24 protein-coding genes are annotated in these 23,693 nt (G+C 60.3%); 21 read left to right on the top strand and 3 right to left on the bottom strand.

Annotation, left to right across the window (positions count from 1 at the left end; genetic code table 11):
• Positions 1–1,138: class I tRNA ligase family protein (locus JJE47_07340; protein ID MBK5267232.1), on the top strand; the 1,138-nt coding region annotated here is incomplete at its 5' end.
• Positions 1,138–1,497, top strand: a complete 360-nt coding sequence (locus tag JJE47_07345; protein MBK5267233.1) for a hypothetical protein — start codon at positions 1,138–1,140, stop codon at positions 1,495–1,497. The genes JJE47_07340 and JJE47_07345, both read left to right, overlap by 1 nt.
• Positions 1,498–1,518: 21 nt before the next feature.
• On the opposite strand, the gene JJE47_07350 is transcribed toward JJE47_07345, so the two are convergent.
• Positions 1,519–2,322, bottom strand: coding sequence for a polyphosphate kinase 2 family protein (locus tag JJE47_07350; GenBank protein MBK5267234.1), 804 nt, complete (start codon positions 2,320–2,322; stop codon positions 1,519–1,521).
• Between the two features lie 192 nt (positions 2,323–2,514).
• On the opposite strand from JJE47_07350, the gene JJE47_07355 reads away from it, so the two are divergent.
• Both JJE47_07355 and JJE47_07360 read left to right on the top strand, forming a co-directional pair.
• A complete protein-coding gene (locus JJE47_07355) occupies positions 2,515–3,048 on the top strand; it encodes a ComEA family DNA-binding protein (GenBank protein ID MBK5267235.1) in 534 nt (177 codons plus the stop codon).
• Positions 3,045–5,186, top strand: coding sequence for a ComEC/Rec2 family competence protein (locus tag JJE47_07360; GenBank protein MBK5267236.1), 2,142 nt, complete (start codon positions 3,045–3,047; stop codon positions 5,184–5,186). The genes JJE47_07355 and JJE47_07360 overlap by 4 nt, the downstream gene beginning before the upstream one ends.
• On the opposite strand, the gene JJE47_07365 is transcribed toward JJE47_07360, so the two are convergent.
• Positions 5,152–5,982 (bottom strand): hypothetical protein, encoded by an 831-nt coding sequence (locus tag JJE47_07365; GenBank protein MBK5267237.1) that lies wholly within the window; start codon positions 5,980–5,982, stop codon positions 5,152–5,154. The genes JJE47_07360 and JJE47_07365 overlap by 35 nt on opposite strands.
• A 74-nt stretch (positions 5,983–6,056) precedes the next feature.
• Between JJE47_07365 and JJE47_07370 the strand changes: the two genes are divergently transcribed.
• The 9 genes from JJE47_07370 to JJE47_07410 all read left to right on the top strand — a co-directional run bounded on the left by JJE47_07370 (position 6,057) and on the right by JJE47_07410 (position 14,229).
• The gene (locus JJE47_07370) at positions 6,057–6,533 is read left to right on the top strand and encodes a hypothetical protein (GenBank protein MBK5267238.1); all 477 of its coding nucleotides are present in this window, start codon (positions 6,057–6,059) and stop codon (positions 6,531–6,533) included.
• Positions 6,530–7,495 (top strand): hypothetical protein, encoded by a 966-nt coding sequence (locus tag JJE47_07375; GenBank protein ID MBK5267239.1) that lies wholly within the window; start codon positions 6,530–6,532, stop codon positions 7,493–7,495. Before JJE47_07370 ends, JJE47_07375 begins: the two co-directional genes overlap by 4 nt.
• A gap of 114 nt (positions 7,496–7,609) precedes the next feature.
• Positions 7,610–7,876 carry a 30S ribosomal protein S20 gene (gene rpsT / locus JJE47_07380; protein MBK5267240.1) on the top strand — a complete coding sequence of 89 codons (267 nt, stop codon included), beginning with the start codon at positions 7,610–7,612 and terminating at the stop codon, positions 7,874–7,876.
• A gap of 50 nt (positions 7,877–7,926) precedes the next feature.
• Positions 7,927–9,732 carry an elongation factor 4 gene (gene lepA / locus JJE47_07385; GenBank protein ID MBK5267241.1) on the top strand — a complete coding sequence of 602 codons (1,806 nt, stop codon included), beginning with the start codon at positions 7,927–7,929 and terminating at the stop codon, positions 9,730–9,732.
• Positions 9,732–10,889, top strand: a complete 1,158-nt coding sequence (hemW, locus tag JJE47_07390; protein MBK5267242.1) for a radical SAM family heme chaperone HemW — start codon at positions 9,732–9,734, stop codon at positions 10,887–10,889. Before lepA ends, hemW begins: the two co-directional genes overlap by 1 nt.
• A gap of 34 nt (positions 10,890–10,923) precedes the next feature.
• Positions 10,924–11,934 carry a heat-inducible transcription repressor HrcA gene (gene hrcA / locus JJE47_07395; protein ID MBK5267243.1) on the top strand — a complete coding sequence of 337 codons (1,011 nt, stop codon included), beginning with the start codon at positions 10,924–10,926 and terminating at the stop codon, positions 11,932–11,934.
• Positions 11,935–11,955: 21 nt separating this feature from the next.
• The gene (dnaJ, locus tag JJE47_07400) at positions 11,956–13,029 is read left to right on the top strand and encodes a molecular chaperone DnaJ (protein MBK5267244.1); all 1,074 of its coding nucleotides are present in this window, start codon (positions 11,956–11,958) and stop codon (positions 13,027–13,029) included.
• Between the two features lie 5 nt (positions 13,030–13,034).
• Positions 13,035–13,670 carry a 16S rRNA (uracil(1498)-N(3))-methyltransferase gene (locus tag JJE47_07405; protein MBK5267245.1) on the top strand — a complete coding sequence of 212 codons (636 nt, stop codon included), beginning with the start codon at positions 13,035–13,037 and terminating at the stop codon, positions 13,668–13,670.
• 64 nt (positions 13,671–13,734) lie between these two features.
• Positions 13,735–14,229, top strand: a complete 495-nt coding sequence (locus tag JJE47_07410) for a transcriptional regulator (GenBank protein ID MBK5267246.1) — start codon at positions 13,735–13,737, stop codon at positions 14,227–14,229.
• Positions 14,230–14,347: 118 nt separating this feature from the next.
• Here JJE47_07410 and JJE47_07415 read toward each other — a convergent pair whose 3' ends face one another.
• Positions 14,348–14,767 carry an HIT family protein gene (locus JJE47_07415; protein MBK5267247.1) on the bottom strand — a complete coding sequence of 140 codons (420 nt, stop codon included), beginning with the start codon at positions 14,765–14,767 and terminating at the stop codon, positions 14,348–14,350.
• Between the two features lie 52 nt (positions 14,768–14,819).
• Between JJE47_07415 and JJE47_07420 the strand changes: the two genes are divergently transcribed.
• The 8 genes from JJE47_07420 to JJE47_07455 form a co-directional block, all read left to right on the top strand.
• Entirely contained in the window at positions 14,820–15,845 is a 1,026-nt protein-coding gene (locus tag JJE47_07420; GenBank protein MBK5267248.1) for a PhoH family protein, read from the top strand.
• Positions 15,842–18,580 (top strand): HDIG domain-containing protein, encoded by a 2,739-nt coding sequence (locus tag JJE47_07425; GenBank protein MBK5267249.1) that lies wholly within the window; start codon positions 15,842–15,844, stop codon positions 18,578–18,580. The genes JJE47_07420 and JJE47_07425 overlap by 4 nt, the downstream gene beginning before the upstream one ends.
• Positions 18,581–18,590: 10 nt before the next feature.
• Entirely contained in the window at positions 18,591–19,049 is a 459-nt protein-coding gene (ybeY, locus tag JJE47_07430; protein MBK5267250.1) for an rRNA maturation RNase YbeY, read from the top strand.
• The gene (locus JJE47_07435) at positions 19,049–20,245 is read left to right on the top strand and encodes an HlyC/CorC family transporter (GenBank protein ID MBK5267251.1); all 1,197 of its coding nucleotides are present in this window, start codon (positions 19,049–19,051) and stop codon (positions 20,243–20,245) included. Before ybeY ends, JJE47_07435 begins: the two co-directional genes overlap by 1 nt.
• 5 nt (positions 20,246–20,250) lie before the next feature.
• Positions 20,251–21,141 (top strand): GTPase Era, encoded by an 891-nt coding sequence (gene era, locus JJE47_07440; protein MBK5267252.1) that lies wholly within the window; start codon positions 20,251–20,253, stop codon positions 21,139–21,141.
• A gap of 2 nt (positions 21,142–21,143) precedes the next feature.
• On the top strand, positions 21,144–21,860 hold the full coding sequence (recO, locus tag JJE47_07445) for a DNA repair protein RecO (GenBank protein ID MBK5267253.1): 717 nt from the start codon (positions 21,144–21,146) through the stop codon (positions 21,858–21,860).
• The gene (gene uppS / locus JJE47_07450) at positions 21,857–22,612 is read left to right on the top strand and encodes a di-trans,poly-cis-decaprenylcistransferase (protein ID MBK5267254.1); all 756 of its coding nucleotides are present in this window, start codon (positions 21,857–21,859) and stop codon (positions 22,610–22,612) included. The genes recO and uppS overlap by 4 nt, the downstream gene beginning before the upstream one ends.
• 57 nt (positions 22,613–22,669) lie before the next feature.
• Positions 22,670–23,693: glycine--tRNA ligase (locus JJE47_07455; GenBank protein MBK5267255.1), on the top strand; the 1,024-nt coding region annotated here is incomplete at its 3' end.

Genomic DNA, 23,693 nt, shown 5'->3' on the forward strand with positions numbered 1-23,693 from the left:
CGCGGTCATGCATCTGCTCTACTCCCGATTTTTCGTCAAGGTAATGCGCGATATGGGCATCTTCGCCGACACGGAAGCGGCCATGCTTGCCCACGGTCGGTTGGCAGGCGATGCCTTCGACGAACCGTTTCGGGTGCTTCGGAATCAGGGCCAGGTCCTGGGGGCGGAACATGCCGGCGATGTCGTGGCCGTCGAAGGCCGTCGGGATGGCGCTCGCATCATCGCCTCGCAAGTAACCGTGGTTACCGGGGCCACATCTCCGCAAGGCGCGGTGGTGGGTGAGATCATGCGCCGGACCGAGAACCTGCTCCAGGTGATGGTCGATGGTGAACTCATTTCGGTTGAGGTTCCCGACGATGCCGAGGTGGTTATCCCGAGCATCGCCGGCACCAACGACGTTTCGCAGCTGCGTCATCATCTGGAAGTCGAGCGGATGTCGAAGTCGAAGGGCAACGTTGTCAACCCGGATGAATTGGTTGATGCCTATGGCGCCGACACGGTTCGTACCTACCTCATGTTTGCGTTCGAGTGGCAAAAGGGAGGACCGTGGGACGGTCGTGGCATCCTGGGAGCCCACCGGTTCCTGGAGGACGTTTGGAAGATCGCCCACCTGGATTATCAGCCGGGCGACACCGACGATGAGGCCACCGCCGCCCTCCGCCGGGCGGTCCACCAGACCATCGACAAGGTGGATGGTGACCTGGCGGACTTCAAGTGGAACACCGCCATTGCCGCACTGATGAGTCTGCGCAACGTCATGCTTGATGCCAATAAGACCTCGGTCGTATCGGCCGGGGCATGGGCAGAGGCAGTTGAGGTAATGGTGAAACTGTTGGCGCCGATCGCTCCGCACGTGACAGAAGAGCTGTGGCGAAATCGACTCGGAAATACCGGGTCGATCCACGTCCAACCGTTTCCGGAATCAGACCCGTCCGTCGCCAAGGACGTGCAGGTCACGATGGTCGTCCAGGTAAACGGGAAGGTCCGCGATCGTATCGAAGTACCCGCTGACATTTCCCAAGAAGACGCCGAAGCCACTGCTCTGGCCTCCCCGCGCATTGCCGAACGAGTGGGGGACCTGACGATCCGCAGAGTCATCGTCCGTCAGCCAAACCTCGTCAACGTCGTCGCCAACTGATGTCGAAGGTCCTGGCCAAGGACCTGTTCGACTTCGATCATCCGGCGGTCGATCCAGCCAGTGTTCGGGTTCGTAGTACCCCCCGATGGCTCGACCCGATATGGCAGGAACCGTTTGTGGCGATCGCCTTGCCGTGGGGGATCTATTTGCGTCATGACGTCGGGGTCTTGGATCCTGAAAGCCTCCGTCGGGTTCTCCACCACGAACTCGTCCATATCGCCCAGTGGCGTCGACTCGGAGTGCTGCGATTCATGACGTTGTACGTTGGTGATTACCTGAGGGCCCGCCGGGCCGGCATGAGTCACCTCGACGCGTATGCGGCTATTTCACTCGAACGCGAAGCTCGTCAGGACGCGTAGGTTCCGAGCCGTTCAGGGGATTCAGATGACCACCACGTCGTCGAGGCCGTCCTCCGCGGCGGGGTATGCCATGTTGAGACCTTTGAGCGTGTCGATAATGACGTGCGAGATGACCAGATTCCGATACCACTTCCGATCGGCGGGCACCACGTACCAGGGGGCGGCCTCGGTCGAGGTACGGGTTAAGACCGATTCGTAGGCGGCCTGGTAATCATCCCAGCGTTCCCGCTCTGCCAGATCTCCCGTGGCGAATTTCCAATGTTTTTCCGGCGTCGCCAGTCGATCCTCGAGCCGCTCTTTTTGTTCTTCTTTCGATATATGGAGGAAGAATTTGAGGATCGTGGTGCCTTCATCAACGAGGAGTTGTTCAAAATTGTTGATGTGCTCATACCGTTTCTCCCACCGCTCGGCCGGGACCAGGTCATGAACCCGCACCACGAGAACGTCCTCGTAGTGGGAGCGGTTGAAGATCACGATCTGCCCTGATCCGGGTGTCCGAGAATGAACCCGCCACAAATAGTCATGGGCTAGTTCCGTTTCCGTCGGCTTCTTAAATGAAGCAACGCTGACGCCCTGAGGATTGACACCCTCGAACACGTGGCGGATTGTCCCGTCCTTACCACCGGTATCCATGGCTTGTAGGACGATGAGAATCTTGTGCTTGCCTTCCGCGTAAAGGAGCTCTTGGAGAGATTCCAGTTCGACGTTCAAGGAGCGGAGGGCTACCTTGCCTTCTCGTTTGCCGCCGGTGAGCGCGTCACCGCCAGATGGATCCAACGTTGACAGGTCGACGTTCGATCCGGGTTCGACACGGTATTGATCCACGACAGCTCCTCTCGCTTGGGGCCACTGGCTGTCACAGGCCGACCCTCATGTATTGGAGGGTCCTTTCATGTATTGGAGGGACCCCTCATGTATTTGAGGGACCCCTCATGTATTTGAGGGACCACCATACCCCTTCCTGAAGCTGGCTGGCCGTGGTACGAATACCGGCACCGGTGGCTGGAAAGGGGACGCATGGAGCGGGTCGTCGCTCTGGCGGGTCTGGCTGTGGTGGCGGCTGCCGGGCTTGTCTATGTCTGGAATTCGGCCGATGTGCCCGAGCTGCAACCGACCGCGGTTGTGGAGGTAGGCACGTCTTCGACCGGTTCGATTTTGGTTCATGTGTCGGGGGCGGTTGTGTCACCGGGGGTAGTGGTGGTCCCGATCGATAGTCGGGTAGCCGACGTCGTGGCCGCCGCGGGAGGCGTGTCGCCGGCGGCTGTGTTGGAAGCCATCAACCTGGCAGCACTCGTTCATGACGGCGAACAGATCATCGTGCCAACCGAGACTTCTGCGTCGGCGCCGGACGGCGATGGGCGGATTCCTATCAACTCGGCAGACGCCGCCACCCTCGAGACGTTGCCAGGAGTCGGTCCCGTCTTGGCAGAGAGAATCGTGGCCTTCCGAACGCAGAACGGCGCGTTCGGGTCGGTCGAGGACCTGCTCGACGTTCCCGGGATCGGTGAAGCGAAGCTGGCGTCACTTCGTGAGTCCGTCCGGGTTCCGTGATCGACCGCCTCACACTGCCAGATCAGGTTGGACGGGCGGTCCTGGCGATGGCCGCGGCTGCCTGGATCGGGAGCGCCTCCGCCTCGAAGGTGTGGTTGGTGGCGACAGTAATCGGAGCCTTGCTGGTGGTCGGGGTGTGGAGGTCTTCGTATCATGCCTTCGCCCTGGTTGTTGCCGTCTTGGTGGGTGTCGGTTCGGGCTCAATGGCCCATGCCAGAGCCAGCGAGGTCGTTCTGACCGATGGTCCGATTGTGACCCTGGGACGGGTCGGCTCGGATCCGGTCGACGGACAATTCCTGCTGGAACCGCAGGCAGTTCAGCTTGGCGACGGGTGGGTTCGGTGGGTGGGACCCCGGGTAGCGGTGACGCTGGACGGCCCGGCGGCCCGCTTGGCGGCGGGGGAGACCGTCATCGTGACCGGTCGGCTGACTTCGGCCGGAGGTCGGATGGCCGGCCGAACGTTTCAGGGTCGCCTGCGGGCACGAAAGGTTGAGTCGGTCCCCGGTGCAGAAGGCCCCCTGACGGCGACTGCGAATCTTTTGCGCGATCGAGTCTCCGGCGGGTTGGCCCGCTGGGAAGGCCATCCGGGCGCCGCCCTGGTTTCCGGGTTTCTCATCGGGGACACCCGCCTGCTCTCAGATGTGGATTATGACGTTCTTCGGCGCGCCGGCCTTACTCATTTCGTGGCCGTGTCCGGTAGCAATGTCGCGCTCTTTCTCGGACTCTGGTGGCTGGTGATCGGTCCGCTTGGGGGAGGCCCCCGGCGCCGGGCCATCTTCGGATTGGTCGGGTTGGCTGTGTTTGTCGTTGTCACGAGGTGGGAACCATCCGTCCTGCGGGCGGCGGTCATGGCCGGGATCTTCCTCGTGAGTCGGGCGGCGGGTCTTCCATTGTCAGGATGGTCGGCGTTGGGCATTTCCGTCTTCGGTCTCTTGGTGTGGTCGGCCGAGATGGCGGGCAGCGTCGGGTTTCAGCTATCGGTGGCCGCCACCCTGGGCGTCATGGCGTCCACGAGGGCCTTCCCGAGAATCCGCCCGGCCTTCCTGGGGTCGGCGGTCTCGGTAACGATGGGTGCGCAACTGGCGGTGGCCCCGTTGCTGCTGTATCACTTCGGTTCTGTCCCGGTCCTGTCACCGATCGCCAATGTGGTGGCTGCTCCGCTTGTCGCGGCCGCCACTGCCACGGGTGGGGTGGGAGTTCTCGTAGGTGCCGAATGGATCACAAGGTTGGCCGTCGGGATGGCATCGGTGGTTCTGGCGATCGCCCACGCCGCGGCAGACTGGCCGCAAGTCGGATGGGTGGGTTTCGGGGTGATGATGGCCGGGCTGTGGGCGCTCCGGTACCGGGCCTTCCGTCCGGCCGCGGTGCTGGCCGTCGCTCTCTTTGTCGTCATCAACGTGGGCCACGGAGGGCGACCAGCCGGACCTGCCATGGTGTTTCTTGATGTCGGGCAGGGTGATGCGATCCTGGTCTTTGGGTCCGGTGGGGAGGTGATTCTCCTCGATGGAGGACCGGATCCTCCTGAGCTGATGGCCGGGCTTCGACGCTATGACGTCGACCGTATTGATCTGCTCATTTTGTCTCACCCTCATGCCGATCATCTGGCCGGATTTCTGGGCGTGATCGACCGGTTCGAGGTTGGATCGTTCTGGCACTCCGGGTCGCCCGAGTCCGGCCCCCAATTCGATCAGCTCGAGCAGGTGCTGTCAGCCAAAGGCGTGCCAGTCAGCGTCCCCCCGTCTCACGGCCGTTTTGGTCTCGGTGACATTCAGATCGAGATGTTCGGACCCCTTCGCCGTTACGACAATCTCAACGATCAATCGATTGTGCTTCGTCTTACGCTGGCGGGTACGTCAATTCTTCTCGCCGGTGACGCGGAGGCGTTAGCCCAGCATGAACTCGGCGAGATACCGTCGGACATTCTGAAGGTTCCTCATCACGGTTCGGCCACCAATGATCCGGATTGGCTCCTCGCATCACATGCCAGCACTGCGGTGATCATGGTTGGCGAGAACTCGTTCGGTCATCCCGATTCGCTCGTCCTGCAAACCCTCGTGGGTGCCGGCATGAGGGTTTGGCGGACCGACCGAGATGGCGACGTTGTTATACGGTTGCCGTCTCAGGAAAGTCGGCCTTGACGATCGACCGGAATCGAGACACGAGCTGCTCGACGCCGGTCTCGTCATTGGGAAAGGTCACCGTCGTTGTCGCCCAACCACCCGGTTCGATCGAAAACGGGGCCGCGTCGATTTGCTGAGTCAGCTTCGTGGCAAAAATGGCTGATCCCTCAGGGCCGGTCTCTGGGAGAACCACGCTGAAGATGTCAACCCCATCGTCGGTGGCGTGGATGACTTGATCGACGGTACGGGCGCCGGCGCGAATACTCAGGGCGATTTCCTTTATGAGCCGTACCCTGGCCTGGCCGGTGGTAGCCAACCGTTGCTCAATGGTGACGACCGAGAAGATCTTTTCGTATCGAACGGCTCGTGACTTCTCAAGGTCGATCGTATCAATGAGGTAGCGAGAGTTGTAAAGGCCGGTTTCGCTGTCGATGTGGTCGTACAGGTCGAGCTTGGTGATGGAGGTTTTGAGTACCGAGGAGGCCCAGCCGCCTGCCGCGCCGAACGACAAGTAGCCAACGGTTCGGGTCACCAACAAACCTACGAATCGACCGGCACCGACCGCGTCAATGGCAGGATATCGAAGATACAGGTAGGCGAGGGATGCGAGAATTCCGGCGATCAGCCCGCCGCGCAGTCCGAACATGAGAAACGACATAAAGACAGGAAGAAAGAGGATCGTGCCTGCGACCTCCACCGGGTCGACCCGCCGAGCGAACATGATCGCTGCAATCCCGCCCAGGATGACAAGCCCGGCCAGGAGGAGCAGCCAGCGGGTACGTTCGTAATTCAATCGTTTCATCGGCGCAGCCATCGGCCGGGATAGTAGCCATCGGACCTTGAGGAAACGTGACTAACCTTCGCCGAAGTCCAGCCAGGTCTGTGTTGATGCCGTCTATTTTGAAATCACGTGTTGCCATGGTCGCCTTGCTGGCGGTGTTCATAATCCCGCTTGGCACCTCGTCGTTGCGGGGCCTTACCCACATCGCCACCTGTGAGGCAGCGGTCGAAAAGCCGTTCTCGGTGATCTTTGAAGATGGCGAGGCCATCGTCCTTTCCTCGTTGGCGATCACAGCCGATCAGGCCCAAACGGACGGCATTTGTGGGGGTCTCGCGGTGGATGTTCAGGCGTCGTCTTCGGACCTTCAAACCGCCGATCTCACGCTGATTGTCGTCAACAACTCCGAGTTCACCTGGCGCGGTACTGTGGCGGTTGTTCTGGGAGACCTGGGTTTGATGGGAAGCCAGATCATCCCCATTTCGATCGGCAGGGTGGCGCCGGGAGCAACCGAGTCCGAAACCGTTTCGTTTCATCTCGGAGAGGGATACCACGAGTTCAGCGGTTCGCTGCTGATCGGCCCGTGAAACCGATCCTGCACTTGTATTGCAAGCGGGACGGTCCTGGCGAACGCCAGCAACTGTTCGAGCAAGCCAGCTCCGCCATCGAACGGTTCGGGGCCACCAGTCGGGTTCGCATCGACGTACCCCAGCGTGGCTCGGAAGGCGACAGTGAAGGTCCGATGCGCTCGGAGCTCGAGATTGCGATTCCGGCAATTCAATCCGGGTCGCTCTTTGGAGATCGTCAGGCTGTCGAGTTTGTGAATGCCCAATGGATCCAGAGCCACGAGGGGGTAATCCTCTCTGATCTGCTCTCGGTCATGGATCCCGAGGCATGTTTCGTCGTCATGATCGCCTTCGGAGCATTGCCACGGAGCCTTAAGTTGGGGGAGTTGGTTAACAAAGTCGAGGTTGCCCCGCTCAGCGAAAAGGGGGCGCTCAGTTGGCTTGGTGAAGAGTTGCGCTCACGGGGTATGAAGATCGACAATCCGGCTGCCGAGGCTCTGATCAGTCGGTTTGGGACCGACGTGGCGTCTGTCGGTCAGGCCCTGGATCAGCTGGCGATGGCTGGGGAACCTATTACCAGGGAGCTGGTCCTCGATCGCTTCAAGAACCGGCCGGAGATTGCCACTTTCGGGTATGGCGACGCCGTCGAAGCGGGCGACGTGGGGTTGGCGCTCAAACACCTGGAAGACTTCCTCGTGCACGGTCACCCCTTACAACTCGTCGGCCAACTCGATGCGCAGTTGCGGGCCCGTTCGCTGGCGGCGGTCGCAACCGACTTCGAAACGTATAAAAAGCAGGTCCGTATGCCTGACTGGAAAGCCAAGAAGCTGTACGCCTCCCGGGCGAGCTTTTCCGAGGAGAACTTGCGTCGGTCGGTGGCTGCCCTGGTTCGAGCGGACAATCTCTTGAAGACGGCTCCGGAAGATACCTACCGGTTGACGATGGAACGACTCACGGTGGCGCTCTGTCGGTGGGCTCGCTGACGGAACCAGCCAGCGCCAGCTTTGCTGGTCGGGGCGGTGTTTGGTAGAGTGGGCGTTCGAAGACGTATAAGCGCGTCTCGACCGAACGACTTCTCTTACTTCACCGGGATTCTTATGGCCAATATCAAGTCTCAAATCAAGCGTAACCGCCAGAACGAAAAGCGGCGTGTTGCCAACAAGTCGGTGCGGTCCGAGCTCAAAACCAGCATCAAGTCGGCGGTCACGGCCGCCGAAGCCGGCGACTCCGCCGTTGCCAAAGACGCGTTGCGCCTGGCGCAGATTCGGATCGACAAGGCGGCCTCTTCTGGCATCTTGAAGAAGCAGACTGCCGCCCGCCGCAAATCTCAGTTGACGAAGCAAGTCAATTCCCTCCTGGGCTGACGTTTCCCGTCAATCTGAAACAGGCCCCTTCGGGCTGTCGGAAGTGATCGATGTCTGACCGCATCCGCAACCTGTCGATTATCGCCCACATCGATCACGGGAAATCGACTCTCGCTGATCGGCTCATGGAATACACCGGAGCGGTCACCGAGCGCGAGATGCGGGAACAGCTGCTCGACACCATGGACCTCGAGCGCGAGCGTGGCATCACGATCAAAGCCCAGTCGGTGCGGCTCTCCTACGATGCCGACGATGGTCAGAAATATCAGATCAATTTGATCGATACCCCGGGGCACGTGGACTTCTCTTACGAGGTTTCCCGATCGCTGGCCGCCTGTGATGGCGCCGTCTTGTTGGTCGATGCGGCTCAAGGTGCGCAGGCTCAGACACTTGCCAACGCCTACCTGGCGATCGAGGCAGGACTCGAAATCGTCCCGGTCATCAACAAGATCGACCTTCCGTCGGCCGACCCGGCCGCCGCCGCCGCCGAAATCACCGCGATTCTTGGTGGTGATCCCGACGACGTTTTGGGTGTCTCCGCCAAGACAGGCCAGGGCATCAAAGAACTCCTGGACCGGATTGTCAAGCAGATCCCGCAACCGTCCGGAGACCCGGAAGCGCCGCTGCGAGCCCTCGTGTTCGACTCGTACTTCGACACGTTCCGCGGCGTGGTCTGTTCTATCAGGGTTGTGGACGGTCGGATCCGCAAGGGTGAACAAGTTCTCTTTATGGCCACCGGAGACAAGCACGCAGCCAATGAGTTGGCCGTCTCCACTCCGCGAATTGTTCCGATCGCCGAGTTGAGTGCCGGCGAAGTAGGCCTGTTGATCACGGGCGTCAAACACATCGATCAGATCAGGGTGGGCGATACCGTCACCCTGGTGGCCAACCCGGCCACCGAGCCTCTGGAAGGCTATGACGAACCCAAGCCGATGGTGTTCTCGGGCTTGTTTCCGTCCGACGGGGATGACTTTGAACGGTTGCGGGAGGCTCTCGAAAAACTGCAGCTCAACGATGCGTCGTTGGTTTGGGAGCCGGAAACGTCACGGGCGCTGGGCTTCGGCTTTCGGGTTGGTTTCCTCGGGTTGCTCCATATGGAGATCGTACGAGAACGCCTTGAGCGTGAGTACAACCTTGATCTGGTATCGACGGCCCCCTCGGTCGCCTATCGGGTGACGCTTACCGACCGATCGGTGATGGAGATTCGGTCCCCTCAGGACCTTCCGGACCTGTCGAGCGTCGCTGAGCTTGAAGAACCGTACGTGCGCGCCATGATCATCGCCCCGTCCGAGTACATCGGAACGATTATGGAGTTGGTGCAGTCCCGGCGGGGTTCAATGCATCACATGCAATATCTCACCCCGGAACGAGTCGAACTCATCTACGAATTGCCGCTCGCCGAAGTCGTCTTTGACTTTTTTGACCACCTCAAGTCGCGGACCCGCGGGTATGCGTCGCTCGACTACGAACCAGTCGGCTACCGGGTCTCGGATCTGGTGAAAGTCGACATCTTGCTGGCCGGCCTGCCGGTCGACGCGTTCTCGACGATTACGCACCGAGCGAAAGCAGTTATGTACGGGAAAGGGATGGTTGAAACGCTGCGGGAACTCATTCCTCGTCAGTTGTTCGATGTCCCGATCCAGGCAGCCATCGGCAGTCACATCATCTCCCGGGAGACAGTAAAGGCCCGCCGCAAGGATGTTCTCGCCAAGTGTTACGGCGGTGACATCTCCCGAAAAAGAAAACTGCTCGAGAAACAAAAAGAAGGCAAGAAGCGGATGAAGATGGTTGGCGCCGTAGAAGTGCCCCAGGAGGCGTTTGTCGCCGCGCTTCGGGTCGACACCAGCGATCGCTGATGATCCGTTCGCACCCAAGGATGCGTCCCGATTCGCCCCGGCTCGCTGATCTGGCGGGACAATGGCGATCTGCCTACATTCACATCCCGTTTTGCGCACGAGTCTGCCCGTACTGTGACTTTGCGGTTGTCGCCGGCCAGGACGATCTCGTGCAGCGCTATCACCGTGCGGTGATCGGCGAAATCGAGATGTCCGATGAGTGGGGGTCCCTCGACGCTGTGTTCATCGGCGGTGGGACGCCGTCCCGTATTCCCCCTGAGTTGGTCGGTTCGGTTCTCGAGGCGCTCGCTTCGAAATTCGGGTTGGCGAGCGATGTTGAGATCAGCATGGAGGCGAACCCCGAGGATATTGACGCCACCTCCAGCTCCGCCTTCTCTAAGGCGGGGGTCAGTCGACTGTCGATGGGAGTGCAGTCCTTCGACGACGTGGTCCTGCGCGAGTTGGGGCGCCAGCACACGTCCGACCAGGCTCAGACCGCTGTGGCGGCCGCCCTGGCCGCCTTTCCGCGAGTGTCGATCGATCTTATCTATGGCCATCCGGTCGAGACGGACATGTCGTGGGAACAGACGCTCGACCGCACGCAGGCACTTGGTATCGATCACGTTTCGGCGTACTCGCTCACCGTCGAACTCGGTACGCCACTTTCAAGAGCGGTGACCGACGGGTATCCGGCTCCCGACGACGACATTCAGGCTGATCGGTGGGAGAGAGCCGCTGAGAGACTCGGAGAGCGTTTCATCCGGTACGAAGTGTCCAACTACGCGACCGAGGAACCGTGTCGCTATAACCTCGCCACCTGGGCCCAGGGTGAATACGAAGCCTTCGGCCTGGGTGCTCACGGCCACCGGGGTGGCATTCGGACTCGTAATCTCCGGCGTATCGACCGCTACATGGAGGCTGTCGAATCCGGGAAGCGGCCGCTGGCGGGAGAAACTGTCGTATCTGGTTGGGACCGTGAACAGGAACGGCTCATGCTCGGGTTGCGGCGGGCGGCCGGGGTCATCACGGGGCCAGGTGGTCGGCGGGTCCTGGATCTCCATCCCGAGTTTGTGAAAGCCGGGATCGTGAAGGAGGAAAACGGGCGGATCGTCGTGGTCCGGACTCTGCTGACCGACACCGTCATCCGAGAAGTCCTGACGATGCCGCCGCCAGAGTGATACCGTTAATCTATCTTGGATAACACGATGTTGGATGGCCGACATGCTGGATGACCGCAAGATCGTCGTTCTGCAGACACTGATCGAGCAGTACATTGCGACCGGTGAACCGGTCAGCTCAGCCGCGATTGCCAAGGAGAGTGGTTTGGCGGTGTCAACCGCCACCATCCGCAACGACCTCACCTCACTCGAAGCCGAGGGTTATCTTCTCCAGCCTCACACGTCGGCCGGTCGGCTGCCGACGGCCAAAGGGTATCGCTATTACGTAGATCACTCCGAGCCGGGTCATCTCCGGCGAGGTACCCAGAACCGCATCAACAGCTTCTTTTCTTCCGTCCAACTGGAATTGTCCCGGCTTCTCAAAGCGACCACCGAGCTGGTCGCCGACGAGACGACCTATCCGGCAGTGGTCCTTGGTCCGGGCCTTGGGGGAGACAAGATCCGGGGGGTTCACGTCGTCCAGACTGGCACCCGCACCATTTTGGTCGTTCTGGTGACCGTCAACGGACAGGTCTCTCAGGACATTGTCAGTCTCCGAGATGACGTCCAGGAACCGATAGTCAGCGAGGTCGAGGGCCTACTCGGCGAACTGGTCGTCGGTCACAGCATCCCCGAGGCAGCGGCTCGCTACGCCGAGCAGGAAATCGTGACGTCGCCTGCCACGACCATCATCCTCGATCGAGCGTTTGAGGCGGTTGTGCGCAGTGATCATTCGACCCGCCAAATATACGTTGGTGGTACGGCGCGGATGGCCTCGGTTTGGGAGGACGTCTCAACCGTCAACCGGGTTCTTGAAGTGCTCGAGCGGGAAGCCACCCTGCTGGCGCTCATGATCAGCACCCATCCGGGGACCTCGATCCGCATCGGCGAAGAGATACCCGGTCCGGCCGGACGCGACCTGGCCGTCGTCTCCTCCAGCTACGAGCTGGCTGGTGGGTCGGCCGGCTCCATCGGCGTCGTTGGACCGATGGCCATGGACTACCGGCGAACGATCAAAATCATCGAGGAAGTGCGAGACGGTCTCGTCGACCGACTTGGCTCATAGAGATCCTAAGCTGTCGCCGACATGAGCAAAGACTATTACGCAACGCTGGGCGTCGCCCGCGATGCTTCGATCGACGAAATCAAGAAGGCGTTCCGGCGCCTCGCCCGTGAGAACCATCCGGATATCAACCCCGACGATGCCCAGGCAGAAGCGCGTTTCAAACTCGCCGCCGAAGCGTACGAGGTGCTGTCTGATCCCGACAAGCGGCGTGCATACGACCGGGGCGAAACGTTCGATTTCGGAGATTTGTTCGGCGGGGGTGGTCTCGAAGACCTGTTGAGTTCGTTCTTCGGCGGCGGGGGTTTTGGGGGTGGTCGCGGACCGGAACGGGGACGGGATGTCCTGGCTGGTGCCTCCATTTCATTGAAGGATGCCGCGTTCGGAGCGACGATCGAAGTTGCGTTTCGCGGTGCGGTCAAATGTGGGACCTGTTCCGGGACAGGGGCTGCCGAAGGCAGTCGTCCGGTCACCTGTACCCAGTGTCGGGGAGCCGGGCAGGTACGGGTCCAGCGCAAGACGATTCTGGGTGCGATGATGACCGTTGCCGCATGTGACCAGTGTTCTGGCCTTGGCCAGGTCGTCGAGAGCCCTTGTACGACCTGTGCCGGAGATGGTCGGGTCGTGGAGGATCGAACCGTCTTGTTGGAGGTACCGGCCGGTGTCTCGGAGGGCACCCGTCTGCGGCTGTCCGGGCAAGGAGAGGTTGCGAGGCGGGGAGGCCCAAGCGGTGACCTGTATGTCGAGCTTCGGGTCGAAACTGATAGTCGTTTCATCCGCAATGGCGACGACCTGATCCACCGGTTGAGTATCGGTATCGCCGAGGCGACTCTCGGCACCCATCGCTGGGTGCCGACTATTGATGATACTGATGTAGACATTGACATCGATCCCGGTACCCAGCCCGGAACCGTCATCACGTTCCAGAATCGCGGGATGCATCGGTTGGGCCGGCGCGGTCGGGGGCGACTTCTTGTGGAGGTCGGCGTGGCAATCCCCACCGACATCTCGAGCGAGCAAGCGGACCTTCTCCGGCAATTTGCCGAGATCAACGACGAAACGGTGGCGAGTTCTCGACGGCGGCGCAAAGCTCGTTAGCCGAAATGGCCCACATTCCGCACCTGCTTATCAACGATTTCAACTCCGACCTGGTGGGGCTCGACCAGGACCAACGGCACCACCTTCAGAAGGTCCTGCGCTACCAGGCCGGGTCCCCGCTGTCGTATACCGATGGACGGGGGTTGCTGGGCACCGGGATTTGGAATGGTATTGAACTGGTCCGGGACGATGAACGGATAGCGGCTCCTCGGCCTAGCGTGACCGTCGCCGTTGCCCCTCCGAAAGCGAAGGATCGCCAACGGCTTATTGTCGAAAAGCTTGGAGAGTTGGGGATTTCCCGCCTGGTCTGGTTGTCGACCCGTTTCGGTCAGGTCGCCCCGCCTGCCAGGGCCCGGTGCCGGGCGTGGGCGGTCGGAGCACTCGAACAGAGTCGGTCGGCTTTCCTCATGGAGGTGGAAACAGCATCCTTGGATGACCTTCCTGGCATTGTCCTGGCTGATGCCAGTGGCGGTGAGCTTGGTGCAAACGTGGATGCGCTTGGTATTGGACCCGAAGGGGGATGGCATCCAGATGAGCTCGCGGGCCACCAAACGGCCTCGCTATCGGACCAGGTGCTTCGTACCGAGACCGCGGCCATTGTCGGAGGTGCACTACTTCGCCGGTCCCGCATGGTAACTTAAGCGGGGCTGGGAGAAAGTCACCGAGAGTGAAAGCTTCACGCGCGGTGTTCTAGTTGCTATTGTTGTGGTAAGGAGGGGAAGCGTGACTGAAACCTATAATGAGGCGGTTGGTCGGCGCCTCCGTTCGATCCGAAAACAAAAGGGCTTGTCTCTCCAGGACGTCGAGGCCAATTCTGGTCAGGAGTTCAAGGCATCGGTTCTCGGAGCGTATGAGCGGGGCGAGCGAAGCTTGTCCTTACCGCGCCTGCAGCGTCTGGCTGCCTTCTATTCGGTGCCGGTTGACCAGCTGTTGCCGCCCGATGGCCGGGGCGTTACCGACGGACTCCCTGCGTGGAGTTCCGGAGGGATCTCCATCGACCTCAACGCCCTCGAATCCGATGAGTCAGGTTCCGAGATCATCGAACGGTTTCTCAAAGCGATTCAGATCATGCGCCAGGACTTCAACGGTCGGGTTCTGACCATCAGGAGATCCGATCTGCAAGTGCTGGCGGGATTGCTCCAGGAGTCTGAGCAGTCGATTGCCACGATGTTTTCCGAACTGGGCGCTACCGCAATTTAGGTGGACCACCGCTATTTAAGTGGGCCAAAGACACCCGGCCCATTAGGGGCCGCCATTGCCCCTTCGGCTCAAACCTTCCTCAACGCCACTGATGCGCCGGCGCTTGGGCGCTACGTCCCTAGACCGCCGTCACGTTCGGGTTCCCGGCCAGAGCTGCCCGAAGCTTCCGGGCAGCTTCTTCCAACTCCCCATCGGTTGCAGATCCGTTGGCATTGGCGAAGTTGAGGTCTCGTTCGGTCTCGATCGGTATGACGTGTACATGCAGGTGGGGTACTTCGAGGCCGGCGATGATGACTCCCACACGGGCCGGGTGAAACGCCGACATCTGGGCCTGCCCGATCTGAGCCGCCACGTCCATGATGTGGTTGCGCAGATCGTCCGGGGCGTCAATCCAGTGATCTATTTCTGAAATCGGCACCACCAACACATGACCCGGCCTGATCGGAGCAATGGTCATAAACCCGACCACCAGATCGTCCCGCCAGATGAACCGTCCGGGGATTTCGCCGTTGATGATGCGGGTGAAGAGTGTGGGCATTCCCGAAAACTAGCGCGGGAACTTACCGCAGTCCGGAAAACGTTCTTTCGGAATGGGCGTAACGGGCGATATACTGTGTGACTCATCGAAATCTTCTTCGAGGTTCCCTTTGTCTGATTACCAGGTGCGCGTACGCGTGCCGTCTGCAGAACTCGTTCCAACCGTCGTGGGACAGCACGACTCGCATCTGCGCGTCGTTGAATTGGCCTATCCATCTGTGAAAATCGTCGCCCGCGGCAATGAGTTTCTTCTGGCCGGACCGGACGCCGAAGTGACGTTGGTCCGCACCGTCCTTGAGGAGGTTGTGCGGGTCGCCGAGATGGGCCAGTCCATGAGTGGTGAACAGGTCCAGCGGGTGGTCGACATGGTTGCCTCTGGCGAACCGAGCCCGTCCTCTGTGATGGCTACGGGCATTCAAGTCGCCCGGGGTCGCATCGTTCGCGCCAAGACAGCCGGTCAGCGCAGATATGTGGAGGCTCTGGCCGCGCATACATTGACGTTCGGTATTGGCCCGGCCGGCACCGGCAAGACGTATCTGGCAGTGGCCGCCGCGGTTGCGGCGCTCAACGCCGGAGAAGTGCGAAGAATTCTCCTCAGTCGGCCCGCCGTCGAGGCAGGAGAACGACTGGGCTTCTTGCCCGGAGACCTGGCTGCCAAGATCGATCCGTATCTCCGGCCTCTATACGATGCGCTCTTTGACATGTTGGGACCAGAAACGACGGCTGCTCTCATCGAGAAGGGGACCATCGAGATCGCCCCGCTGGCGTTTATGCGGGGTCGCACCCTCAACGATGCCTTCGTGATTCTTGACGAGGCTCAAAACACGTCACCGGAACAAATGAAAATGTTCTTGACCAGGCTGGGCTTCAATTCCCGGATGGTCATTACTGGTGATGTGACCCAGACCGACCTTCCCATCGAAAAGAAGTCCGGTTTGCGGCTTTCAGAAGAGATCCTGGCCGGCATCGACGATGTCGGATTTGTCCGGTTAACTGGAAAAGATGTGGTGCGAGCGCGTATCGTGGCAGATATTGTCCGCGCCTACGAGCGCTACGAGAGCAAGGAGGGTCGCAAATGAAGCGAGTTAGCTTTGCGGCGCGCTGGGGCATAATCGCCGCCACGACGGCTCTCGTGTGGGCTTCTCTGGCCGTCGGGGCGGGCTCAGGTACGGTCCAGCTTGCGGTCGGTGACGTGTCAAAGGACCGATACGTCGCGGACAAGGAGATCAAACTCGTCGACACGGTCGTCACCGCCGAAAGAAAGGCTGCGGCGGCCGCAGGGGTTCCGCAGCTCTTCAAAGAGAACACCGATGTCACCGCTCAGATCGAAGAAGACATTGTGGCTCTCTTCACCACGATTAAGGCCAATGTCGTCGCGCCCGACCCGCCCTTGACAGTGGAAGTCGATCGGCCCCCTCCGCTTGATCCGGTCGCGGGGTCGACGACCACCATCGCCGAGACGACCGCTACGACCATCGCCGCCCCGACCACGACGGTGAGCGCTCCGACCACCGACATCACCGGCGTGCTGTTTCTCGACCGCACCGGAGACAGTCTCTTTACAGAGACGCCAACTGAAACCTCTCCTGAGGTTGATGTGCCGCTGGTTGACGTCGATGTGATCTTGACCGATAGTTTCGGCGCGGTGACCCGGGTGCGAACGGACGCCTCGGGTATGTTTACGGCAACGGGTATTTCAGCCGAGGGGTCGGTTGTCGTCGAAGTCGACACGCGCGACCCGCAGTTCCCGAAGGCCTTTGCATTGTCGACGGCCAATAATCCGCAGGTGCTTGAAGTGAGCGCCGAATCGAGCAGTGTCATTGCCCCGATTGGTTTCACCCCGTTTACCCGTCCGATCAGTGAACAGGTCGACGATCTCGCCCGCGACTACATCATCGACACGGATCCAACTCAGCCGACCCTCGCCACGCTGGTAAGCGTGGCAGTGGATGATGTGTGGCGGACGGCAGCCGGCGAGGAACCCCAGCTGCCCATCGTGCTTGACGCTTCCCGCCAAAGAGCCCTCAGCGTACTGCGTGACGGCATCAAGTCGGGCGAATTGGTTGCGGTCCGCCAGAAGGTGGCCTCGGAGCGGATGTTCATCCCGCTCGATATGGACCAGGCTCAGGGTGAAGCCGCCCAGGACGCCGCCCGGGCGGTAGCCGGCGACTTTTTGGAAGCCAATAGCTTCGCCGATGAAGCCACGACTGAGGCCGCCAGGATTGCGGCCAGGGACAGCGTGGCACCGGTGGAGGAGACCTACAAAGAGAACAGCACGATCGTGGAGGACGGACAGGTAATCACCCAGGTCCAATTCGATGCCATCACCGAGCTCAATCTGAACGGACGCACGCCCACTCAATATCTCGCTCTTCTGGTTGCAACTGCCACCATCATGGCTGTGCTTGCTTTCTACATCTCCCGTTTCCGGCCGGGGGTGTGGGCGTCACTTCGCCGCGTCACGCTCTTGGGTTTGCTCCTGGTGATGTTGGCGCTGTCGATCCGGGCGGCCGCCGCATTGGGTTCGGTAATGGAGGTTCTCAACCTTGCCGGTGGGTATGCCGTTCCGGCTGCCGCGTTCGGGGTCATGGTTGCCATCCTGTTTGATGCCAGGATGGCCGTCCTGATCGCCGTGGCGGCCGCTTCGATTACCGCGCTCGCCACGGGAGACCCGGGATACACGATCTATGCGCTGTTATCCGGATTTGTTCCGGTTCCGTTTGTGGCATCGATCTCCCGGCGGGCCGATTTTGGTAGTGCTGTCCTGGCAGGGGCGGCAGGTTCGGCCGCCGCCGCGGCGGCCATGGCCTTCTTCTTTCACACCCCGTTGGTCGAGGAAACGCTCGCCCTCCAGACGGTGGGGCTCGCCGCTCTGGTGGCCGGTACGGTGACGATGGTGACCGCGTTGGCCGCCGGGATGGCCGTCAGTTTCTTCGAGTTGACCTTCGACATCACCACCTCGCTCCGCCTTTTGGACCTTACAAATCGCAACCATCCTGCACTCCAGCTCCTCCAGGACAAGGCGTGGGGTACATTCAATCATTCATTGATGGTTGGTACGTTGGCTGACAAGGCTGCTGCGTCCATTGGAGCCAACAATCTGCTGGCGAGAGCTGCCGCGTACTATCACGATATTGGCAAGACCCAGCACGCCGCCCATTTCATCGAGAATCAGTTCGGTATTTCGAACCCCCACGACGAGATGCCGCCGGCTGAGTCAGCGGCCGTCATCCGCCAGCATGTGAGCGATGGGGTGGCGTTGGCCAGGGAGTACCGGATTCCCACCGAGGTCGCCGACGGCATTCTGTCCCATCACGGCGACGGCATCATGCGCTTCTTCTATCAGAAGGCCATCGACATGTACGGTGCCAACGCTGTCGACGTTGATCAGTATCGACACGTCGGCCACAAACCGCGCACCAAGGAAATGGCGATCCTTATGATGGCCGACGCCCTTGAGGGTGCTACCAGGGCCGTGTTCTCCCACGAAGCTCCGACGCCCGGCCGGATCGTCGAGGTTGTCGAGAGGGTGGTCGGCGAGAAGGTGAACGATGGTCAACTGTTGGAATCGGATCTGACGCTCGGTGAATTGACGCAGGTCAAAAAGGCTTTCGTCGAGGCCCTGGTCGGTCACTATCACCAGCGGATTCCGTACCCCAATTTCCCGACCGATCTGGGGGTCCCTCATGGGACTCCGGCACTGTCTGCCTCCGAGACTGCCACCGAGACTGCCACCGAGACCGACGACGCTCCGATAGACTCCGAAGACGCCGCACCTGACGTGATCCCGATGCGGCGACAAAAGGAGCGATGAGGTTTTGAACATCTTTCTAGCGGATGAGCAAGATGATCCGCTGAGTACGGGCATCCTCGTTGAGCTCGCCGAATTGGTGCTCACCGAGGAGGGCTTTGATGACGAGACCGAAGTCTCGCTCTTCTTCGTCTCTGATGGCATTATCGCCGAATACAACGAGCGGTTTATGGGCAAAGCCGGACCGACTGATGTGTTGGCTTTCCCGATTGAACATCTAACCCCGGGCGAAGTACCGGTGCGCCGCCAGAATGACCCGCCGGTGACACTCGGCGATGTCATCATCGCTCCGACGTACGTCCGAACCAATGCCCCCAGCCACGGGAGCGAGTTCGACGACGAGGTGTCGTTGATGGTTGTTCACGGAATCTTGCATCTCCTCGGCTATGACCATGGCGATGACGCCGAAGCCGAAGTCATGGAGAGCCGCGAGAAAGTTCTGTTGGCCAAGGTGGGGAGAAAACGCCGCTGATGATCGTCGCCATGGTGTTGTCAGTGCTGGTCTTGGCCTTGGCTGGGTTGTTGCGAGCTGCGCTTGCTTCGCTCATCCGGACCCACCGCGCTGACGCCTTGCACGATGCCCATGAATTGTCGGGGGCCGATATCGCGGCTCGCCTCTTGGAGCATCGAACCGGGTTGCAGCCGGCCATCGGACTCGTTCATTCCGGCATGCTGATCGCCGCGGCGCTACTGGCTGCCTGGGGCCTGACAACGGCTGGTATCAGAGGAGTGATGCTCGCCGGTGCGTTGGCCCTCACCGGAGTGATCGTGGTTTCCGTTGGTGAAGCCATCCCTCGATCGATTGGCCGTTCCCACCCCCGGCTACTGGCGTACCGATTTGCCTGGCTTTTGAAGCTTGCCCGCTCAGTAGGCAAGATGGCCAACGATCTTGTCACCGATGACGAACTGGACTCCGTCACCGAAGGTCACGACGAGGATGACCATCAGGAAATTCGACTCATCTCCTCGATTCTCGACTTTTCCGCCACGTTGCTGCGTGAGGTCATGGTGCCCCGGACCGATATGGTGACGGTCGAGGTGGACGGAACATCGGAACAGGCGCTCAGAACCATTATCACTCACGGGTTTTCCCGCATTCCCGTGACGGGCGAAGGCACCGACGACATCAGGGGCATCGTGTACGCCAAGGACCTCCTGCGGCTTATGGATGAGGGTGCCAGCCCGGTACCGATCAGCGAAATTCTCCGACCGGCATATTTTGTGCCAGAGACCAAGCGGGTCTCCGACATGCTGCGCGATATGCAAGGAAATCAGACCCATATGGCGGTGGTGGTTGACGAATTCGGTGGCACATCCGGGATCGTAACGATCGAGGATATTTTGGAAGAGATCGTTGGCGAGATCGTCGACGAGTATGACCGCGAAGATCCCATGGTGATAGCCGGGCCAGATGGTTCGTGGCTGGTTGATGGTCGCCTCGATGTTGATGAACTCGGTGACCTCGTCGAAGCTGATCTGCCAGACGAAGATTGGGATACGGTCGGGGGCCTGGTGCTCGGGTTGGCTGGACGGGTTCCCCGTGAGGGTGAATCGTTTGATGTTGGGCACATCACCATCACCGCCGTCCGGGTTCAGGGTCGGCGGGTTTCCAAAGTCCGGGTGGCCCGCCACGATGAAATGTCGGCTCCCGAAGTCGAAGCGGACTGATCGCCATGCGCTCCGGTTTTGTAGCGGTGGTCGGTCGCCCCAACGTTGGGAAGTCGACTCTCGTCAATGCGCTGGTTGGTTCGAAGGTCTCGATAACTTCGACCAAGCCCCAAACCACCCGCAACACCATCCGGGGCATCATGACTCAATATGAGGATGGCGTTCCGGCCTCCCAGGCCGTACTGGTAGATACCCCCGGGCTTCACAAACCGAAGACGACTCTCGGCGAACGGCTCAACGCCATGGTGCAAGGGACCCTCAACGAAGCTGATTGTGTGGTCGTCGTATTCGACGCCACCGGCCCGGTCGGGCCGGGCGATCGTCGCGTGGCCGAACGAGCCAAGGCGAGTGGCTCGCCCGTGATCTGTGTGGTGAACAAGGTCGATCGGGGCAATCCGGCGGAAGTGGCCGAACGTCTTATTGAGGCAACTGCGTGGGACTTTGACGTGTACGTCCCCACTTCGGCACTGACCGGTGAGGCCGTCGAGACCGTGCGTCACGCCATCGTTGAACGACTGACCGAAGGACCCATGTTCTTCCCCTCCGACGCCACCACGGACCAGCCTGAGCATCTGGTGGTAGGCGAGATCATTCGGGAGAAGTTCCTTGACCGACTCCATGACGAGCTCCCGCATTCGCTGGTGGTTCGGGTCCGCGAGATGGAAGAGCGCGCCAACGGCACCCTGTATATCGATGCTCAGGCGATTGTCGAGCGCGACTCTCAGAAGGGCATCATCATCGGTAAGGGCGGGGAGTTGCTGAAGACGGCCGGGGTGGAAGCCCGGGTCGAATTGGAGGCACTCTTCGGAACCTCGGTGTTTTTGGACTTGCGGGTTCGGGTTGAGAAGGATTGGCAACAAAGACCGAATATCCTCGATCGGTTGGGGTTCGAGTAACCGTGGGACTTAAACATGATCAAGGGATCGTTCTCCGGACGTACCCATTCGGAGAAGCCGACAACATCGTCGTGCTTCTGAGTGCCAATAACGGCAAACTCAGAACGGTTGCCAAGGGCGTCCGCAAGACGAAGAGCCGTTTTGGCGGTCGACTTCAGCCGTTCATGCATGTCGACCTGGTCCTCTACGAAGGGCGAAACCTCGACACCATTACTCAGGTAGAGACGATCGAGAGTTATCCGAACATCCGGACGGATCTTGATCGTTTTGTCTTGGCTTCGACGATGCTTGAGCTGGCCGACGCGGTGGCCCTCGAAGACGAACCAAGTGCCGGACTCCTGCTGCTGTTGCATCGTGGCCTGCTCGCTCTCAACGAAGGTGTTGGTGGGCCCGAGCTTCTAACGGTCTACATGCTCAAGGTGGCCGGGGTTCTCGGGTTGGCGCCGTCCCTGAGTACGTGTGCTGGATGTGGTGAGCCATCGCCAGAACGGTTCAGTTTCGAAGCTGGGGGAGTGGTGTGCAGCTCTTGTGCACCATCGGGCGCCTACAAATTGCGTCCCGGGGTGACTGATCGGCTGGCGGTCCTTGCTGCCGCAGACATTCAGAACCTCCCCGATCTGTCACCAATCGCTCCGACCGAAACGCTTGGTGTCGCCAGGCGTTTCCTTGAATATCACCTCGAACGCAAGATCGTCTCCATGTCGGTCATGAACGAATGACTGGTTCGGAGGGGACGCAAGTTCTCGATCTGGCCGGGTTGGACCCGACCAACATCCCACAGCATGTAGGTCTGATTCTTGACGGGAATGGTCGATGGGCCAACCAGCGCGGATTTGATCGAACGGTCGGTCACGCGGCCGGGGAAGCCGCGTTGTTCTCGGCGATTGACGGTGCGTTGGCACTGGGGATCAAGTGGCTGACGGCGTTCACATTTTCGACTGAAAACTGGACTCGCTCGGAGAGCGAAGTCGAGTTCCTCATGTTCTTCAATCGCGACATCCTGGAGCGCCGGCGCGACGAACTCCATGCCAAAGGGGTTGCCATGCACTTCATGGGCATTCTCGACGATCCCAGGGTCCCGGACCGAAACCGGGAGATCATGGCCGAGGCCGAGTCGATGACGGCGAACAACGACCGGCTTCACGTGGTCTTTGCGTTCAACTATGGCGGTCGGGCTGACATTGCCCGGGCTGCCAGGAGGGCTGCCGCACTCGTGGCATCCGGAGACATTCAACCCGGCGACATCGACGAGGCGCTCATCGGGTCGTTGGTTGGGATCCCGGGAATGCCCGATGCGGATCTCATCGTTCGGTCGTCGGGCGAACATCGCATATCGAACTTTCTCTTGTGGCAAGCTGCCTATTCCGAATTGGTCTTTCCGAATATCCTGTGGCCCGACTACGACGCTCAGGCGCTCGTGGATTCCGTTGTTGAGTACCAGGGTCGGGTCCGCCGCTTCGGCTCGGCTTGATCGGGGCGAGCGTTGCCCGGCGGGGGTCTAACATGCCACTTCGCAACGAGGACTTCCATGCCGGCTGATTTTGATACGATCGTGAACCTTTCCAAGCGGCGAGGCTTTGTCTTTCCGTCTTCGGAGATCTACGGCGGACTTCGGTCTGCGTACGACTACGGGCCGCTCGGCAACGCCGTGCTCCGCAACGTCAAGAGTCAATGGTGGAAGTCAATGGTGCAATACCGGTCCGATGTGGTCGGTATCGACTCAGCGATTCTCCAGTCGCGGCAGGTGTGGCAAGCGAGTGGGCACGAAGAAGTCTTCACGGACCCGATGGTCGAGTGTCGCAACTGCAACGCCCGGCATCGCCTCGATAAGCTGGACAACCCTGATCAATGTCCAACCTGCGGGATGAAGGGTCAGTTCACCGAAACCAAACAATTCAATTTGATGCTGCGGACTCATCTTGGCCCGATCGAGAGCGACGAGAACCTCATCTACCTTCGGCCAGAAACGGCCCAGGGGATTTTTATCAATTATGAAAACGTTCGCCGGACCCAACGGCTCCGGCTGCCGTTCGGAATCGCCCAGATCGGCAAGTCATTCCGTAACGAGATCACTCCCGGCCAGTTCGTCTTCCGGACGCGCGAGTTCGAACAGATGGAAATGGAGTTTTTCTGTCGGCCGGAGGAAGCGGCCAAGTGGTACGACTATTGGCTGCGTGCCCGACATGAGTGGTATATCGATCTGGGAATGAACCCGGACAATCTCCGCATCCGCACCCATGATGACAGTGAACTGTCGCACTATTCGGCTGGCACCGCTGACGTCGAATACCAGTTCCCATGGGGTTGGGATGAACTTGAGGGTATCGCCAACCGGACGGACTTCGATCTCCGTCAGCACGCTGAGGCCAGTGGCGAGGATCTGCGCTATTACGATCAGGAAGCCGACCAGCGCTTCTTTCCCTATGTCATCGAACCCGCCGCCGGGGCCACCCGAACGACCTTTGCGCTTCTCATCGACGCCTACGACGAGGAAGTCGTCAACGAAGAGAAGCGTATCGTTTTGAGGCTCGACCCGCGATTGGCCCCTTATC

The organism is Acidimicrobiia bacterium (genome assembly GCA_016650365.1).
Taxonomy (GTDB): Bacteria; Actinomycetota; Acidimicrobiia; order Spongiisociales; family JAENVV01; genus JAENVV01.

Excerpts from the sequence above, each read along its gene's own strand:
- lepA (MBK5267241.1), top strand. The coding sequence starts at position 7,927 with ATGTCTGACCGCATCCGCAACCTGTCGATTATCGCCCACATCGATCAC.
- JJE47_07370 (MBK5267238.1), top strand. The coding sequence starts at position 6,057 with ATGCCGTCTATTTTGAAATCACGTGTTGCCATGGTCGCCTTGCTGGCG.
- JJE47_07425 (MBK5267249.1), top strand. The coding sequence starts at position 15,842 with ATGAAGCGAGTTAGCTTTGCGGCGCGCTGGGGCATAATCGCCGCCACG.
- JJE47_07345 (MBK5267233.1), top strand. The coding sequence starts at position 1,138 with ATGTCGAAGGTCCTGGCCAAGGACCTGTTCGACTTCGATCATCCGGCG.
- hrcA (MBK5267243.1), top strand. The coding sequence starts at position 10,924 with ATGGCCGACATGCTGGATGACCGCAAGATCGTCGTTCTGCAGACACTG.
- JJE47_07405 (MBK5267245.1), top strand. The coding sequence starts at position 13,035 with ATGGCCCACATTCCGCACCTGCTTATCAACGATTTCAACTCCGACCTG.
- JJE47_07420 (MBK5267248.1), top strand. The coding sequence starts at position 14,820 with ATGGGCGTAACGGGCGATATACTGTGTGACTCATCGAAATCTTCTTCG.
- JJE47_07355 (MBK5267235.1), top strand. The coding sequence starts at position 2,515 with ATGGAGCGGGTCGTCGCTCTGGCGGGTCTGGCTGTGGTGGCGGCTGCC.
- JJE47_07415 (MBK5267247.1), bottom strand. The coding sequence starts at position 14,767 with ATGCCCACACTCTTCACCCGCATCATCAACGGCGAAATCCCCGGACGG.
- uppS (MBK5267254.1), top strand. The coding sequence starts at position 21,857 with ATGACTGGTTCGGAGGGGACGCAAGTTCTCGATCTGGCCGGGTTGGAC.
- era (MBK5267252.1), top strand. The coding sequence starts at position 20,251 with ATGCGCTCCGGTTTTGTAGCGGTGGTCGGTCGCCCCAACGTTGGGAAG.
- JJE47_07435 (MBK5267251.1), top strand. The coding sequence starts at position 19,049 with ATGATCGTCGCCATGGTGTTGTCAGTGCTGGTCTTGGCCTTGGCTGGG.
- hemW (MBK5267242.1), top strand. The coding sequence starts at position 9,732 with ATGATCCGTTCGCACCCAAGGATGCGTCCCGATTCGCCCCGGCTCGCT.
- dnaJ (MBK5267244.1), top strand. The coding sequence starts at position 11,956 with ATGAGCAAAGACTATTACGCAACGCTGGGCGTCGCCCGCGATGCTTCG.
- rpsT (MBK5267240.1), top strand. The coding sequence starts at position 7,610 with ATGGCCAATATCAAGTCTCAAATCAAGCGTAACCGCCAGAACGAAAAG.
- JJE47_07365 (MBK5267237.1), bottom strand. The coding sequence starts at position 5,982 with ATGGCTGCGCCGATGAAACGATTGAATTACGAACGTACCCGCTGGCTG.